Here is a 16,352-nt window from a genome sequence, read left to right as displayed (position 1 = left end):
TATGGACGAGAAATTGCGTATCTTGTTATGCGAAGATGATGAGAATCTTGGCATGCTTTTGAGAGAATATTTGCAGGCAAAAGGCTACTCGGCTGAACTTTGTCCGGATGGTGATGCCGGTTACAAGGCTTTCTTGAAGAACAAATATGATTTGTGTGTACTGGATGTGATGATGCCTAAAAAGGACGGTTTCACGCTGGCACAGGAAATTCGTGCTGCAAATGCTGAAATTCCTATTATCTTCTTGACAGCAAAGACGCTGAAAGAAGATATCTTGGAAGGGTTTAAAATCGGTGCTGATGATTATATCACCAAGCCGTTCAGTATGGAAGAATTGACTTTCCGTATCGAAGCCATCTTGCGTCGTGTGCGTGGTAAGAGAAATAAGGAAAGTAATATTTATAAGATTGGTCGCTTTACTTTCGATACTCAGAAACAAATTCTGTCTATTGATGGCAAGAACACCAAACTTACTACTAAGGAGTCAGAATTGTTGGGATTGCTGTGTGCGCATGCCAATGAAATTCTGCAGCGTGACTTTGCATTGAAAACTATTTGGATTGATGATAATTACTTCAATGCCCGAAGCATGGACGTGTATATCACTAAATTGCGTAAACATTTAAAAGAAGACGACTCTATCGAAATCATCAACATTCACGGTAAGGGTTATAAACTGATTACACCGGAAGTTGAATAAATGAAGTCAAGTATATAGAAAAGTCCGAAGCGAACGTTTCGGGCTTTTTTATTGATTGTTAAGAATTTAAATAAACGAATCCTTTTTTAACCGCGACCGTTGTTATACATTTAACCTCGCAATGTCATGTTGGCATTGTCTATTTTAATAAATAATTTATGTGTAGCAATTCATTTTTTTCTTTTATGAAAGAGCAGGAAGAACTTCTGCAAAACAACGGTCAGTTTAAGACCGCCGTTTCTTACTCATGTACTTTTAATAGTTTCTTTAACTTCCGTAAGGGAGAAGACCTCAGTATAGAAGAGATAACTTCCGAGCAGATTAAGAGTTATCAATCTTGGCTGAAACAGCGTGGTGTGGTGTCGAATACCTCCTCGTTTTATATGCGTGTATTGCGTGCTGTGTATAATAAGGCTGTAAGCAAGAACTTGGCTGTTCAACAACATTCGTTTGAGGGTGTGTACACTGGAATTGATAAGACGCAGAAACGTGCTTTAAGTATAGAAGCACTACGTCTGTTGAAAGAGTTGGATTTAAGTGGTAAGAAAAAGTTGGAATTAGCTCGTGATTTGTTCATGTTCAGTTTCTATACACGTGGTATGGCTTTTGTAGATATGGCCCATTTGTGTAAAAAGGATATCAAAGATGGTCTTATCACTTATCATCGTAAAAAGACAGGTCGGCAGCTGATTATAGGTCTTGAACCTTGTATGGAAGAAATTATAGAGAAATATAGTTCCCTCACTGAGGGGTCAGATTATGTATTGCCTATTCTTCATTCTAATATTTCTCGAGACTTACAAGAACAATATTACAATGCGTTACGCTATCAGAATGCTCAACTTAAAAAAATAGAGAAGTTGTTGAATATTCCCCATCTACATCTCACTACTTATGTACCGCGCCATAAATGGGAATATCACAAAAATAGCACTATAAATATCTGAATTACAATAATATACAAAACAATAGATTTATTAGATTAACAAGATAGTAACATAATTATTCAAAATTCAGCCAATCAATACAAAATCGTAAGAAGTAAGTTCCAACCTCAAATCACTCCCTATATTTGATATTTTTTGCCTCCCAAAAGAAAAATCACCAACTGTATTTTCCACTCAGTGCATAATCAAGTAATCAGCCGGATGAGTTTATAATAATAGTTTTAATTGAATCTTGTATATATACTACAAGGACTAAACTAAACCTGTCACATTTTACTTTTAAGATTTCCTTTTTTGGAAAGCAAGATTCTCCAGCTTTAGAAAAACAGGTTTAATGAAATCTTGTATATATACTACAAGAACCGGACTAAACCTGTACTCCTTTACATTTTCCTATTTGAAATGAGATTCAATCCAAATCTCTACTTTCTCCGGATATTTCACGGTTTTAGCCAAACAGACAATCCCGACAACTTCCACCCCATATTTGCCAAGTTCCTCTGCGTGTTCCTTGATGCTGCTTCCTGTTGTAATCACATCGTCGATAATCACGACTTTCTTGCCTACGATGTCTGCATTGATAATGACATTGGAATCCGCATTTACCTTATCCCTGTCTTTTATGTTGTGTTTGCTTTCACGAGCCTCCAGATAAGTAAGACTGTACAGCATCGGATGCAACTTTTCTTCATACGACAAAGCATTGCTCAACCGGCTGAATCGGGTAAGGTATTTGCTTTGATTGCTGCATGGCATGAATACAACAGTAACACTATCCGGCAAATCCAGCTTTGCCAATGCTTCTTTGAATAAACGGCTGCAAGACACACGTCCGTCTTTAAAGTCATACACCATTTGTACAAACTTCCGTTGTTCCTCAGTGATAAAATTCCAATCCCTTTTGGGTATGTAATAGTCAATGAATATTGCCGGAATCTTCTTGCCATTGGAAAGTTTCATCTTGAAAGGCATCATCGGTTTCCCATCCATGAAATCTTCCAAAGCTGAATATACATAGAATCTTTCCGCTTTCTGTTCCCCTGCACGCAGCGCATTACGATACCCCCATTTGCGTTCCTCCTTTGTTGTCGCACGTTGCCCCACCACCAGAAAGGCCGTAGCCGCTCTCTTTTTCCATGTGCTTATCCTGTTCATCAGGTAAAAGAACACCAATAGGACAATCCATATAATCAGTTTTTCCATTCTCTATCTTCTTTGTTATTGATACGCTTTATAGGCACGTTATGCCTTTTCTTTTGGAAGGTCATAGTTCGTTCTTATAATGTTACGCTTCCATTTGCAAAGATACGCAGAAACAGCGTATTCCAATCCACCTTTTTTAACTTATTCCATTTGTTTTTCTTCTTAATATATCATCTGTTTACATACATTCCTGTTATAAAAGGTTTCACCGCAATCCTTTTTCCAATAGACAGCCAAAGTCTTTTTTGACAGGAAAAGTAACCTTCTGATAACTTCTTCTTTGTTTAACAGCCTTTTCCTTCTTCTATCAACCGATAGGCTACTGAAACTGCCGGCAATATCGTTTCTCCACTTTTTATAGTCAGCCTTACGTTATCTATATCCCAATGAGTATTGCCTTTATATCAACAATACCCATATGGTTGCTAATTTTCACGGCTTCCCCATTTCATAATGAAGTTTCCATTCTGATTTGCTCCTTTACCTCATGGATAGAGCCACGTGCGGTTATTAGCATACTTCAGCTTCCTTTCCGACTGTTACTGCTATTTTCTTCACCCTTCCTTCGCCAATCTCTTTTTGATGGCGAAGTCACAATATTTTTCAGATGCAAAGATATAATGCAGCGATGCCGAAGCATCTACGGGTCACTCCGTTCTGACCAATGACATACACGAAAATCTTCCGACATTTTTCTACTGCGTGAAAAATATAGCGTATTTGCGTGCTATCCTTGGTGCCGCCCTATACCTGCAATATCCGATAGCATCATAAAAATTAATTGTTTAACTTCTAAAAAATAGAATTATGAAGAAAGTAGTAGAAAATTCATTCGCAGTAACAGGTTTCGTTGGTAAGGATGCAGAAATCCGTCAGTTTACAACAGCAAGCGTAGCACGCTTCCCACTGGCAGTAAGCCGCAAGGAGCAAAACGGAGAAGAATATGTGTCATCTTTCATTTACGTGGAAGCCTGGCGTAAAAATGACAGCACTTCTTTTGAGTTGTTGAAGAAAGGCAAAAACATTACAGTCAAGGGATTTTTCAAACCCGACGAATGGACTGACCAGCAAGGTGTCAAACATAACCGTATCATCATGGCAGTCACCGACTTCTATGAGCCGGTGGAGAAAGAAGAAAAAGCTCCTATCGCTTCAAAAAAGAAGAAAGCCAAGAAAGCTGCTTAACAGCAGTTTCTCCTTTCAAAAACGGCTTCGACCGTTTTTTTATGTTCAACAGATACATTTACGCATACTCTCTTTTTTTAACAAATCCTCCCTGTTATATCATATTGATTCCCATTGTACCACTATAAAGAAGCATATTGCTCTTTTGGCTCGCAAGCCGGCACATCACTTTTCGTGCGGCGAAATTAGAATGAAGCCCGGAAATAGCAAGCCACACGTTGCTCGTATGATGAAAATAGACTATTGCATGGTTGATTTTCATATCCGGGCTTGCCTTATTCCATCAATGGCTTCATTCAGGGGATGCCTTAAAAAGTCTGATATGCCGACCTGCGGAACTGAAAAGTAACGTAGGGAAAACAAGTCAGGCATTGAGAAAATAATAGTATTAACTTAAAAAAAAGCTATATGGAACGAAGTATCGAAAGAGTACCCACATGGGCATTGCCTTACATGGCTAACGGAGACGCCACAGGACTGAAAGACAAAGAGATTAAAATGATTGACAACCTATTGCGTAATCGGTGTATCGAACTGGTATGCCCCATTGCAGACAGCGTGCAAGGCGGTATGCCACCTTATTATACCAAAGACCCACTATTCGGCAAGGCAACCGAAGTGGAAGATTGTATCGTTTTTTATAATATCTAATTGAGACGCTATGAATGTGACATTTGAAAATCTTATTAACGTATGGGACGCACAAATTCCCAACTTATTGGTTGAACTGGTAAACCATGCTGTATTTGCAACAGACAAAGCTGGTTTTCAAGCTGTTGTTACAAAATTGTCTGAAACCACGGATTTTGACAAGTTCTTTGCTTATGGATACGGCAGACAACATTTTTGGCTGAAGCAACGCCTTGCCTCAGACCCTTCCAAATACATGGATGAACGGTTATTGATAGTAGATTTTTGTAGGTACAACCCAAAGAATGAAGATGATGAAGGTAATATCGAATAGAAATCCTCCAAAGGAAAGTTGCATCGAGGAAATAAGGCAAGGTCAAAAAATGATTCTTTGGTCTGACGACAACATATCTATCTCTATGATATTCAATAATCTGACCGGACAAAACTTTAAAGCGGATGAATACAAAGCCTATATCCGTAACATTGCTTTTGGAAAAATGGGATTTGTGCCAGGCACGATTGAACTTTATAAAGGAGGTATATTGATAGCAAGCGGCATAATTCCAGCTTTATAACCAGTCAATAATTAAAATAAAATATATGGTAACAGCAAGAACATTAAAAGGAGCGCAAGTATATGTAACATTTTATCCTGATTGTGAGGAAAATGTAGGTGGCTATTATTGCCAAGTATATACCGATGAAAATTGTATATGAGAAATAGACAATTTCATGGTTCATGTGAAAGATATTGCAGATAAAAAAGACCCGTATGCTGCGGTAGAAGAACTGGCAAGAGAATATATAGAATCAATCAAAGAGTATTAAAACTACCTATTGAGTGTACAATGAAACAAACCAATTCACATAATCAGGTAATGGCAGTGGCACTTACCGGCCACCGTTTCATACCCTACGACAAAGTACCTTCGCTTCGGCAAGCATTAAGGACAGTGATATTGGAACATTACAATCGAGGCATCCGCATATTTTACTGTGGCATGGCGATGGGCTTCGACCTGCTTGCCGCAGAAACAGCCTTATCCATGAAAGAAGTATATTCCGACATTACATTGGTTGCCGCCGTACCTTATTGTGGGCAATGCGAGAAGTTTACACCTTATAATAAGGAACGCTATCGTAACGCTCTTACCAAAGCGGACGAAGTTGTAATACTTAATGAGAGCTATGTCGACGGCTGTTTCTTGCAGAGGAATGACTATATGCTGTCATGTTCCGCTTGCTTGATAGCCTATTTTGATGGAGTACCCAAAGGAGGTACATACTTCAAGAGAGCCAGGCAGCGAGGTATGTCGATTGTCAATCTGTTTTAATCAATGAAAGGTTTTGTGTATGATTGCACAGAGCCTTTTTCTTTTGGTCAGCACTGCGCTCTAATTACCTGTCATAACCTATTCCCTTTTTGACCATCCGCTCCAAGAACGGCTTCCCTTCCACTTTTACCCGAAATGGCTCCTTTTATAAACTTTCCCTATCCTCTAATAACGTGACAATCAAGATTGCCTTCTTGAGCGTGATTCCACCTAGCCCGGATTTATTTTTCCGCAAAGGTAACGTCCGGTGTCAAGACTTGTCAAATCCGGCTGTGCCGTGGATGTCTTCACGAAATCTTCCTCTCACAAGTTCGAGCGTATTTCCTTCGTCAGATTTGCCCGTATTGCCCCGTCACCTTTTCGGGGCAGAAAAATAATCCCCGGCAGGTTGCAACAACCAGCCCGAAGAAAGGGAAATATTAAACAAAAGGTTAAATATACACGTATGAGTTACAACAAGTTAAAAGCATTAGAGGGCAATATCGAAGCGATAAGCACAGCCCTTGCCATTCACGAGGAACGCAGAAATGCGACCACCGCAGAGCGTGAGACATTATCCAAGTTTACAGGCTGCGGAGGTATCAAGGAAGTATTGAGTATCGGAACGGGCACCCCCATACCCGACACCATGCAGGAAGCCGTCAAACGCTTGCTCTCCGTCCTGTCAAAAGCGGCAAAAGGGAATGAAACACTTTACAGGCAACTCCTGCAAAGTCTGAAATCGTCCGTATTGACAGCTTTTTATACCCCGACATTCCTTATTCAAGCCGTAGCCAAGCAAATCAAAGACACTTTCACGGCAAACGACCTTAAAATGGGCACATTCTTAGAACCGTCCGCCGGTATCGGCGGTTTCCTACCAGTCGGAGATATGGCTACACATCGGACGGCTTTTGAGAAAGACCTGCTTACCGGACTTGTATTGTCCGCCCTGCATCCCGACACACAGGTATTCATCGAAGGATTTGAAACGATTGACAGCCAAGAGACGGAACACAACCGCTTTGACGTAATCGCTTCCAACATACCGTTTGGCGACTTCCGTGTGTTCGACAATACTTTTAGCAAAAAAGGCGGCATCTATGCACAGGCTTCCAAGACCATCCATAACTATTTCTTCGTGAAAGCCGTTGAGAAACTGAACGAGGGCGGCATATTGGCTTTCGTCACATCAAGAGGTATCGCTGACACACAAGGCAACCAATTCGTGCGTGACTATCTTGTACACCGTTGCAATCTGATTACGGCATTACGTTTGCCTGATAGCCTGTTCATGCAGACAAGCGGCATTGAAGTAGGCAGCGACCTGTTGATATTCCAAAAGAGCGGCCGTAAGGTAACGCTTACAGACCGTGAAAAGCTGTTCATGGAAACAACCCGAGAAATCGTGCCGGGTAGTGACCAATATACCGGACATGCCAATAAATTGTTTACTTTACCAAAAACCGCCTTGTTTACAGAAAGTCGCATACAAACCAACCAATATGGGGAATATGTGCGCAAATACCGCTGGCAGGGAGAAGAAGCCGATTTGCAACAAACCCTTTCCTCCATGCTGAAAGCCGACTTTGAGCGTTTTTTCAGAAAGAACCTGTTTGCCACACCGAACAAAGGCATTGGCGGCATACAAATGTCTCTTTTTGATTGCTTTAATACCAACAAGGCGGCACAACCCAACAGGGAAAAACGCACGTACACAGGCACGTTGCACAAGTGGATGAAAAACGGCACGTTGGTACTCTTTGAAAACCAACTTGGCACACTCCGCTACAAACAGGCAAACTGTTTTTCCGACATGACCGTTACATTCGTACCTTTAAAAGTCTCCCGGATAAACATAGAGCGTGCCAACGATTATTTTCCTATCCGTGAAGCCTACTTTGAACTGACAACTAAAGAAAGCGAGGAACTGGCCGAATATCCGAAGCTAAGGGAACAACTCAACAAACACTATGATACTTATGTGCGCAAGTGGGGCTTTTTCCACCACAACGACAACAAGGAGTTTTTCTCTTGGGATAGTCTGGGCATGGAAGTATTCACGATTGAAATGCAACTCGGAAAGGACATCTGTAAAGCCGACATCATGCACGAGCCTGTTGCATTCAAGAAAATAGATACTTCCATTCAACTGACACCGGTAGAAGCATTGGCAAGCAGCCTTAACTATTACGGTTCGGTCAATATGGACTATCTTGTACAGACAACCGGACAGACCGAAACAGAACTGACAGAAGCCCTTGCCGGTGAGATATTTTACAATCCTTTGACGGATTGTTGGGAGAACAAAGGCAAATTCCTTGCAGGTAATGTCGTGGAGAAATGTAAGGAGATATGTACCGTTCTTGCTGACCTGACAGGCAACGCTCAAAAATGGGCGGCTACATCTGTCGAGGCTTTGGAAGATGCGACCCCCGAACTTATTCCGTATGAAGAACTTGACTTCAATATGGGTGAGCGTTGGATTCCGGCAAGTATTTACGCTTCCTTTGCCAAAGACCTGTTCGGGGTAAACACAACAGTGATGTATTTTGATGTGAATGACACCTATATTGTCTCTTTGCAAGGCCATTCCCCCATTGCCTATAATGTCTATTCGATTGGAAGCTATAACGGGGAAGCCCTGTTCGTCCACGCCCTGCACGATACGGTTCCGGAAATCACCAAAGAGATAATGCGCAACGGTGAAAGTATCCGTGTACCCGATGAAGAAGCCATACAAGCGGCATCCACGAAGATACAGGAGATACGCCGCAAGTTCAACGAATGGTTGGATTGCCAACCTATCGCCGTGCGTGATGAATTGGTACGCCTGTATAACGAACGCTTTAATTGCTACGTCCGTCCTCATTATGACGGTTCGGTACAGACATTCCCCAACCTCTCTTTTGAGCAGTTCCCATACGATGACCTCTATCCCTCACAAAAGGATGCAATCTGGATGATTAAGCAGAATGGCGGTGGCGTATGCTGGCACGCAGTCGGTGCAGGCAAGACAATGGTAATGTGTGTGGCGGCTTATGAAATGAAGCGTTTGGGCATGACACAGAAGCCGCTCATTATCGGCTTGAAAGCCAACGTACACGAGATTGCGGACTGTTTCCGCAAGGCATATCCGACCGCAAAACTTCTTTATCCGGGAAAAGAGGACTTCACACCTGCCAACCGACAGGAATTGTTCTCTAAAATCAAGAATAACAACTGGGATTGCATCATTCTCACGCACGACCAGTTTTCCAAGATACCGCAATCCGAGCAGACCATGCTGGAGATATGCGAGCAGGAACTTCAAGACGTGGAACGCTCTTTGAAAGTGTTGGAGGACAGCGGTATGGCTGATAACAACAAAAGGTTACAGAAAGGTTTGGAGAAACGGCAGAAGAACCTCAACGCCAACTTGGAAGCCTTAAAAAAGAAACTTGGCGAGAAAAAGGATGATTGCGTTGATTTTCATGCTATGGGCATCGACCACATCTTTGTCGATGAGAGCCACTATTTTAAAAATCTGATGTTCCAGACACGCCACACAAGGGTTGCCGGGATTGGTAATACACAAGGCTCGCAACGTGCCATGAACCTGCTTGTCGCCATTCGTGACATACAGCAACGGACGGGCAGGGATTTGGGTGCCACGTTCCTTTCCGGCACGGTGGTGGTAAATGCGCTGACCGAATTGTATGTGTTGTTCAAATACTTGCGGCCGAAAGAGTTGTCACGCCAATGTATAAGTTGCTTTGACGCTTGGGCGGCTATTTTCACGAAAAAGACAACCGACTATGAGTTGAACATCACCGGCTCAATCAAGCGCAAAGAGCGTTTCCGCACGTATATCAAGATTCCTGAACTGGCGACCTTCCTGCGTGAGATAACCGATTATCGCACGGCTGAAATGATAAACCTTGACGTGCCGCAGAAGAATGTACGTTTTCTCTCCGACAAGCCTACCATTGCCCAAGAGGAAATGATTGGACGTCTGGTGTCGTTCGCCGGTAGCGGTAATTGGGATGATTTGGGGCTTGACATTCCGCAGCCCGACAATCTGGATATGGCTAAAATGCTGGTGGCTACCAATGTGGCACGGAAAATGGCTTTGGATATGCGCCTGTTGGGTGATAAGTTCGCTGACGATCCGGGCAACAAGGCTTCCCGGTGTGCGGCCACTATCTACGACTATTATGTACGTTCCAAATCCAACAAAGGTACGCAGTTCGTGTTCAGTGACTTAAGCACGTACAAGTCTAATGAGTGGAACATCTATCAGGACATCAAAGACAAGTTGGTGACAATGGGTATTCCGGCAAATGAGATACGGTTTATACAGACTGCCAAGACCGAACAGGAACGTAAGAAACTGTTTACCGACATGAACAACGGCACTGTCCGGGTATTGTTCGGCTCTACTTCCATGTTGGGTACAGGTGTCAATGCGCAGCAGCGAGCCGTGGCGGTGCATCATTTGGAGGTACCCTGGCGCCCGGCAGATTTGGAGCAGCGCAACGGGCGTGCCGTCCGCAAAGGCAATACCGTGAAGTTCTGGGGTGGCAATGTCGTGGATATTATCATTTACGGCACGGAGAAAACGCTGGATGCCTACAAATTCAACCTGTTACGGAACAAGCAACTGTTTATCAATCAGATAAACAACGGCACGATAGCCGTGCGCAGGATTGACGAGGACAGCATGGACGAGAACACAGGCATGAACTTCGCCGAGTTCGTTGCAGTCCTTTCCGGCAATATGGATTTGTTGAACAAGGCAAAGCTTGACAACCGGATTATGCAGTTGGAGAAAGAGCAGGCCATTTTCAACAAGGAAAGATACCGTGCCGAGCGCAAGATTGCCAAAACTGAGCAGGATATAGAGGAAGCCATGCTAACCAAACAACGGATGTCCGAGGATTGGGCATATTATAAAGAATACAAAGGCGAACGGAAAACCTTGCTTCTGAACCTGCAACAAGCCATAGCGGAAGAAACCGGACGTGAGTTGCATAAGATAGCCAAGACTTACAGGAGCGAAGCCATCGGCACCGTTGGCAGCTACATCGGGCTGAACCTGTCCGTCCGCAGCGAATACCACTATACCGGTGCTTTTGAACGCAACATATTCTTGGTGGAAGGTAAAAGTGGGTTGAAATACAAATGCGGTTTGTCCGGTGCATTGCCATTGGGCTTTGCCGATTCCGCAGTCTATCCGCAAGCCACCCTTGACAAGTTGCCGGAACTGATAAGACGCCAACAGGAAAAGATTGACCAACTGGCAAATGAACTCACGACCTTGCAGCAGATTTTCAGCCGCAAGTGGGGCAAGACCGCCGAACTGGATGCACTGAAACAGGAGTGCAAGGAGTTGCAGCGGAAGATTGATAACTCCTTGAAAGAGTTGGAGCAACAACCTGCCGTGACAGTAATCGCAGCTTAATTTATACAGTATATTTTAACCATTCCCTTTGTTTTGTCGTGAGACAAGGCAAAGGGAATTTCTTCTATGATGCGGTGGCACATTACAAGCCATCGTTCCCTTTTATAACAACTCAATGAGTAATACCTCATTGCGACCATACCTTTTATAATAAGCATAGCTTCCACCGGCTTTCCCACCCGGATTTTTCATAGGATAAGGCTTGTCCTCTCCCTGAGTTTTCACTTCGCTCAGACACGGGGAGAGGCAGGACAAACGGCGGCACATTCCGGTACTCCATGCAGGGACTTCGACAATCGTCGAGTTGTCTCTGCATGGAGTTCGGGAAAAAGCCGCTTTTTGTTTGTCCGGCAAACCCTGATTATTCTACCCACCCAAGCCGGAGACCTTTATAGGTTCTATCCCTCCTTTTATACCATTCTCCACATACCTATTATATATAGAGACTTTATAGTCCTTTTCTACTCATTCTTTCCCTGACCCTTCTTCCTGTCACTTTTTAAGTCGGCACCGGTTGGGTTTTCCTAATGCAAAAGTCTGCTATCGCACTTGATGCCGCCAGCTTGAAATGAATTTCTTGCAAATTCTTCCTCCTTCGGAGCGTAATTGGCAAGAAAAGCCGCCGCATGAAGCTATACCGATAGCTGTGTGTGGCATTGTAAAACTCCAAAACGGTTTCGACAAAAAGAAACCGATGAAAGGGAAAAAACAAATATTCACATAATATCAAACTTTTAAAATTACAAAGATTATGACAACAGCTAATCAATCAGCAGCAGAAAGAAACATCACGTTAGTGTCAGTGGCAAACATTCAGCCGAGTAACTACAATCCTCGCAAGCGTTTCGATGAAACAGGTCTGGACGAACTTGCGGAAAGCATCAAGCAACAAGGCGTATTGCAACCTATCACCGTGCGCCCTATTGCAGACACAGACCGTTACGAGATTGTCTTTGGCGAACGCAGATACCGTGCTTCCGTTATTGCTGGTTTGGAAGAAGTTCCGGCTATCATATCCGAACTTTCGGACGAAGAAGCACAGGAAATGGCGGTCACAGAGAACTTGCAGCGTAAAGACGTTACTCCTACGGAAGAAGCCAATGCTTATAAGCAACTCATTGATAGTGGGAGGCATACGGTAGAAACCTTGTCTGTCTTATTTTGTAAAAGCGAGAACTATATCCGTACCCGATTGAATTTCTCCACCCTCATTCCCGAACTTGCCGAATTGCTGGATGCAGACGTTATCACCATTAGTGTGGCTTCTGAGATATGCCGATATGGGGAAGATGTGCAACGTGAGGTGTACGAGAAATATCTCAAAGAAGGCATCCAGCACTATTCCAGTTGGAGAGGCCGAAAAGCCAAAGAGATAGCAGAGCTTATCGAGCAAAAATTCACCATAGACTTGGAGCGTTACTACTTCGACAAGACCGAATGTGCTTCTTGCCGGTATAACACCAATAACCTTTTGCTATTCAATGACGGTGGTTGTGGACAATGCTCTAACCGCACTTGTCTTGCAGAAATGAATGCAGCCTTTCTGAAAGAGAAAGCCATTCAGATTGCGCAACAACAGCCCGATATAATCCTTTGCCGTGACCCATATTGCACTAATGCAACCACGGTTGAACGTCTCATCGCTTCGGGCTATGACGTTGAAACAATAAATAGTTGCATAGCTTTTCCTAAAAATCCGATAGAACCACAAATCGGAGATTACGATAACTCCGAAGATTACGAGGAAGCACTAAAGGATTACGAGGAAGAACAAGCAGACTATATGGAGATATGCAATGAAATCAGCAGGCAGGGCGAAGCCGGAGAGATTACACTTTATGCCAAGATTGGGCAGGCTGACATCACACTCTGTTATGTGGAAAAGACCGCAACCCAAATAGCTGAAAGTAATAAGGTTACACAAACAATAGCCACACAAATAGCGAAACTGGAAAAGAAAGACAAGCGTAACAAGGAAATCGCCACTGAGAACACAGTAGATGATGTAAAAAGGGTGATAAAGGAAATTGATACAACGGAAACAAAATTTGGTGCTGATGAAGATAGGATGATGTATTTCTTCTTGTTGTCCTCTCTCCGTAAGGAAAATTATGCTGCCGTCGGCATTGACAAAGAATGTGATTATCTGAAAGATGAAGAAAAGATGAACGTCATAGCCAATCTTACGGCAAAAGCAAAAGCCGTTATCCGCAGGGATTTCTTGATTGCTAATTTTAAGGATGCCTTTAGGAACAATGGCACGGCTGCACTCTTGCTTGACTTTGCAAAAAAACATATGCCCGAAGAGTTGGCAAACATCACAAACAAGTATAATGAAGTGTACGAAAACCGCCATAAACGCATTGAAGAAAAGAAAGTCGCTTTGTTGGAGCAGACAGAAGATGCCGGACATCCTCAACCTGAAGGAGTTCCCCAACCCATAGAAACAACAATCCGAAGTAGCAGCCTAAATAAGTAGCAAGGGTGGAGCAATCCGCCCACTACTTGCTTTCTTTAATCCCGGTAACATTATGTAAAATGACAACGGATGATAGCGGGTTGATAACCCAACTCAAAGCAGATAATCCCGACTGGTTTGATTAGCAAGTGTGAATATGCAGGGCTGGGGGTAGTGAGCCAAATAAGGTTTGCTTCCCCGGCTTTCCTATTATAATGTGCTTAGACCAACTACCTTTTTTAGAACCCGAAGGGATTGTCGGACTTCCTTTTATATCATTTGGACTTCCTCTTTTATCGGTTTGCTTTCCCCACCCATATCAGTGGAATGTCTGTACCACAGCCAACCTTACCATACAAAATATGGGAAGGCAGGTTATGGTATGGGCAAACGGTGACACGTCCTATTTTGTCCTGTATCTTCGGTATAGCCCAAGATATGAAAAGTCACCTTCTTGTTTGCCAGACAGACTCTTATCCGACCCGCCCGAAAGCAAATCGTTCCCTTTTAAACCAACCTATTATTCCTTTTATACTCATCAAGTATTTTCGGAATCCAATCTGTCCGCACCGCTCAGATTTTGGGCTGCAAAGGTCTATCATCGTGGCTTAACACTCCGGTCTGAAATATATTTTTTGCAAATTCTTCCTTGTCATGCAAGAGTAATTGGCAAAAAAGACCGTACCTATAAGCCTGGCCGATGATTGGAAACCGCAGCATAAATTCCGAACCGGCAGGACAGAAAGAAGCCGAAGACAGGGAAAGATATGTGTAACCCATTAAAACAGAAAAGACAATGGAAAAAATTCCGAACATCCAAGCAACCAAGGAGTACCAATTTGCAAAAGAAGTAGAGAATATGTTGAATAATTATAGTTTCAATCATTCCGTATTTGCTGCTTCCATCCCATTCATGCACCCGACTATCCAACAACTGCTGTACCGATTAATCCGGAAATGTCTGAAGGTCATGGCTGACGAAGAACGCCGATACGATGACCGTAACAGGGCTTCGCACGAAGAGGCTAAAGCAATTATAGAGTTTTTAGCAGAGAACGAACGATATATACCTCACATCTAACTGGTTTACAAAAATGAAAACGAACACCATCCACATACTTTATACATTAGTTGATTGCGGTGAAAGCGTTTCCGATTGCCATACGCTTTACAGCACTTTGGAGAAAGCCAAAGCCGCAATGGAAGTTGAAATTCAAGAGTGCATGAAAAACTTCCGCCATGGAGAGGTCAAGCATGACTTTGAAAGGCTTTATGAGTTTATGAATGAGGACGGACAAGGCTTCACGGTGGGAATAGATGAACAGATACCGCAATGAAAAAGAGATATAATTTCATAAGCAGATTGATAAACAAAATCACCCTTAACAGCCAGTCAAACAATGACTCGTTTTCCTATTACGGGCATTGGGTGGAATTGCAAAGCGGAACGGTCGATTATATGTCCGTGACCATTTACAATACGTCAGACCGTTATTCGGGAACATTGGTGGAATTTCAATTTGATTTCTGGACGATGGAGCTTTGCTTTGATGCCGTATCGTGCGATGAAATCTATGATACTGTTGTAAAAGCATTCAAGGGTGTTTATTATAACAGACGTATTCGGGTTATTGAATAAAAGCCGTACTACGAAATGGCAGCATGGATGGGGGAGATAAATCCCATCCATGCTGTATCATTGCACCTTAGCCCCCTTTTAACTACATAAAGGCTTATCCTTTTTTACGCCCTCTGTTCAATGTTATCCCGGCTTCTTTCAGCACCCGGAACACGGAACTCCGGCTCCTGAAGCCACTTGCTTTCCATATCTCATTGATAAGGTGGCCGCTTTTATACATATTCACCACGCACTCTTTCCGCTCGATGCGGTTATAATCCACCGGGGACAATGTTCTCATGCGGCTTTTCACCTTTCGGATTGCATCAGAGGATTTGCGGACATCAAATGCTTCTTTGGGCAGCAATGCCACGACATTGAGTATATCCGACATCTGTGTCTCTGGAAAAAGCTCGTTGCCGGAGTCTATGCAGTCATGGATAGATATGAGCCGGATTTCCTTCAGACGGCAATATTCAAGGAGATACGAAAGCTGCCGTGTCTCACGGATGATATAGCTCAATTTGGGAACAACCAGTTCATCCCCTTTATTTAGCCGTCTAAGCAATTTGTTCCATTCTGCACGTAACGGGCCACACTCTTGCTTTTCTTCCATAATCTCCGTACAGCCGAAACGCTTCATCCATTCTTTATCCACGTCCGTACCATACCCGGCATAATTTATTACATATCCTACCTTCGACATATTTATTCGTTCCTAATTTATTTAAGTACAAAGGTATAACAAATACCTCACAAAGCCGCATAAATGGCAGCTCGGACAACCTTTTTTATCATTTCATATCGAGGTTCCATAGCGTGTCAGACAGATTGTTTGCCATGTTGCCACTC

15 protein-coding genes are annotated in these 16,352 nt (G+C 43.0%); 12 read left to right on the top strand and 3 right to left on the bottom strand.

Annotation, left to right across the window (positions count from 1 at the left end):
* Position 1: 1 nt before the first annotated feature.
* Positions 2–700: a response regulator transcription factor gene (locus tag QYT14_RS03165; protein WP_005940641.1), complete on the top strand. Its 699-nt coding sequence runs from the start codon at positions 2–4 to the stop codon at positions 698–700.
* Positions 701–858: 158 nt separating this feature from the next.
* On the top strand, positions 859–1,647 hold the full coding sequence (locus QYT14_RS03160; protein ID WP_288324220.1) for a site-specific integrase: 789 nt from the start codon (positions 859–861) through the stop codon (positions 1,645–1,647).
* 393 nt (positions 1,648–2,040) lie between these two features.
* Here the strand turns inward: QYT14_RS03160 and QYT14_RS03155 are convergent, their stop codons facing one another.
* Complete coding sequence (locus QYT14_RS03155; protein WP_004319498.1) at positions 2,041–2,850, bottom strand: phosphoribosyltransferase family protein; 810 nt, start codon at positions 2,848–2,850, stop codon at positions 2,041–2,043.
* An 807-nt stretch (positions 2,851–3,657) separates the two neighbouring features.
* Between QYT14_RS03155 and QYT14_RS03150 the strand changes: the two genes are divergently transcribed.
* From QYT14_RS03150 to QYT14_RS03125, 6 genes are all read left to right on the top strand, one after another.
* The gene (locus tag QYT14_RS03150; RefSeq protein WP_004319496.1) at positions 3,658–4,035 is read left to right on the top strand and encodes a single-stranded DNA-binding protein; all 378 of its coding nucleotides are present in this window, start codon (positions 3,658–3,660) and stop codon (positions 4,033–4,035) included.
* A 408-nt stretch (positions 4,036–4,443) separates the two neighbouring features.
* Positions 4,444–4,686 (top strand): hypothetical protein, encoded by a 243-nt coding sequence (locus QYT14_RS03145; protein WP_004319494.1) that lies wholly within the window; start codon positions 4,444–4,446, stop codon positions 4,684–4,686.
* 10 nt (positions 4,687–4,696) lie between these two features.
* A complete protein-coding gene (locus QYT14_RS03140) occupies positions 4,697–4,999 on the top strand; it encodes a hypothetical protein (protein ID WP_004319491.1) in 303 nt (100 codons plus the stop codon).
* Positions 5,000–5,048: 49 nt separating this feature from the next.
* Positions 5,049–5,243 (top strand): hypothetical protein, encoded by a 195-nt coding sequence (locus tag QYT14_RS03135; protein ID WP_004319490.1) that lies wholly within the window; start codon positions 5,049–5,051, stop codon positions 5,241–5,243.
* A 273-nt stretch (positions 5,244–5,516) separates the two neighbouring features.
* A complete protein-coding gene (locus tag QYT14_RS03130) occupies positions 5,517–6,002 on the top strand; it encodes an SLOG family protein (protein ID WP_032837707.1) in 486 nt (161 codons plus the stop codon).
* Positions 6,003–6,447: 445 nt separating this feature from the next.
* Positions 6,448–11,424 (top strand): N-6 DNA methylase, encoded by a 4,977-nt coding sequence (locus tag QYT14_RS03125; protein ID WP_057097959.1) that lies wholly within the window; start codon positions 6,448–6,450, stop codon positions 11,422–11,424.
* 102 nt (positions 11,425–11,526) lie between these two features.
* On the opposite strand, the gene QYT14_RS03120 is transcribed toward QYT14_RS03125, so the two are convergent.
* The gene (locus tag QYT14_RS03120; protein ID WP_032837713.1) at positions 11,527–11,778 is read right to left on the bottom strand and encodes a hypothetical protein; all 252 of its coding nucleotides are present in this window, start codon (positions 11,776–11,778) and stop codon (positions 11,527–11,529) included.
* Positions 11,779–12,172: 394 nt separating this feature from the next.
* On the opposite strand from QYT14_RS03120, the gene QYT14_RS03115 reads away from it, so the two are divergent.
* The 4 genes from QYT14_RS03115 to QYT14_RS03100 all read left to right on the top strand — a co-directional run bounded on the left by QYT14_RS03115 (position 12,173) and on the right by QYT14_RS03100 (position 15,521).
* Positions 12,173–13,903: a ParB/RepB/Spo0J family partition protein gene (locus QYT14_RS03115; protein WP_288324333.1), complete on the top strand. Its 1,731-nt coding sequence runs from the start codon at positions 12,173–12,175 to the stop codon at positions 13,901–13,903.
* 775 nt (positions 13,904–14,678) lie between these two features.
* The gene (locus QYT14_RS03110) at positions 14,679–14,963 is read left to right on the top strand and encodes a hypothetical protein (protein ID WP_004319482.1); all 285 of its coding nucleotides are present in this window, start codon (positions 14,679–14,681) and stop codon (positions 14,961–14,963) included.
* Positions 14,964–14,976: 13 nt separating this feature from the next.
* Positions 14,977–15,219, top strand: coding sequence for a hypothetical protein (locus QYT14_RS03105; protein ID WP_004319480.1), 243 nt, complete (start codon positions 14,977–14,979; stop codon positions 15,217–15,219).
* Positions 15,216–15,521: a hypothetical protein gene (locus QYT14_RS03100; protein WP_004319478.1), complete on the top strand. Its 306-nt coding sequence runs from the start codon at positions 15,216–15,218 to the stop codon at positions 15,519–15,521. Before QYT14_RS03105 ends, QYT14_RS03100 begins: the two co-directional genes overlap by 4 nt.
* A 94-nt stretch (positions 15,522–15,615) precedes the next feature.
* On the opposite strand, the gene QYT14_RS03095 is transcribed toward QYT14_RS03100, so the two are convergent.
* A complete protein-coding gene (locus QYT14_RS03095; RefSeq protein ID WP_004319477.1) occupies positions 15,616–16,206 on the bottom strand; it encodes a recombinase family protein in 591 nt (196 codons plus the stop codon).
* Between the last annotated feature and the right edge of the window lie 146 nt (positions 16,207–16,352).

This window comes from uncultured Phocaeicola sp. (genome assembly GCF_948499155.1).
In the GTDB taxonomy this organism is placed as follows: Bacteria; Bacteroidota; Bacteroidia; order Bacteroidales; family Bacteroidaceae; genus Phocaeicola; species Phocaeicola faecalis.
The sequence above is the reverse complement of the archived record's forward strand: the minus strand, read 5'-3'. Positions and strand labels throughout refer to the sequence as shown.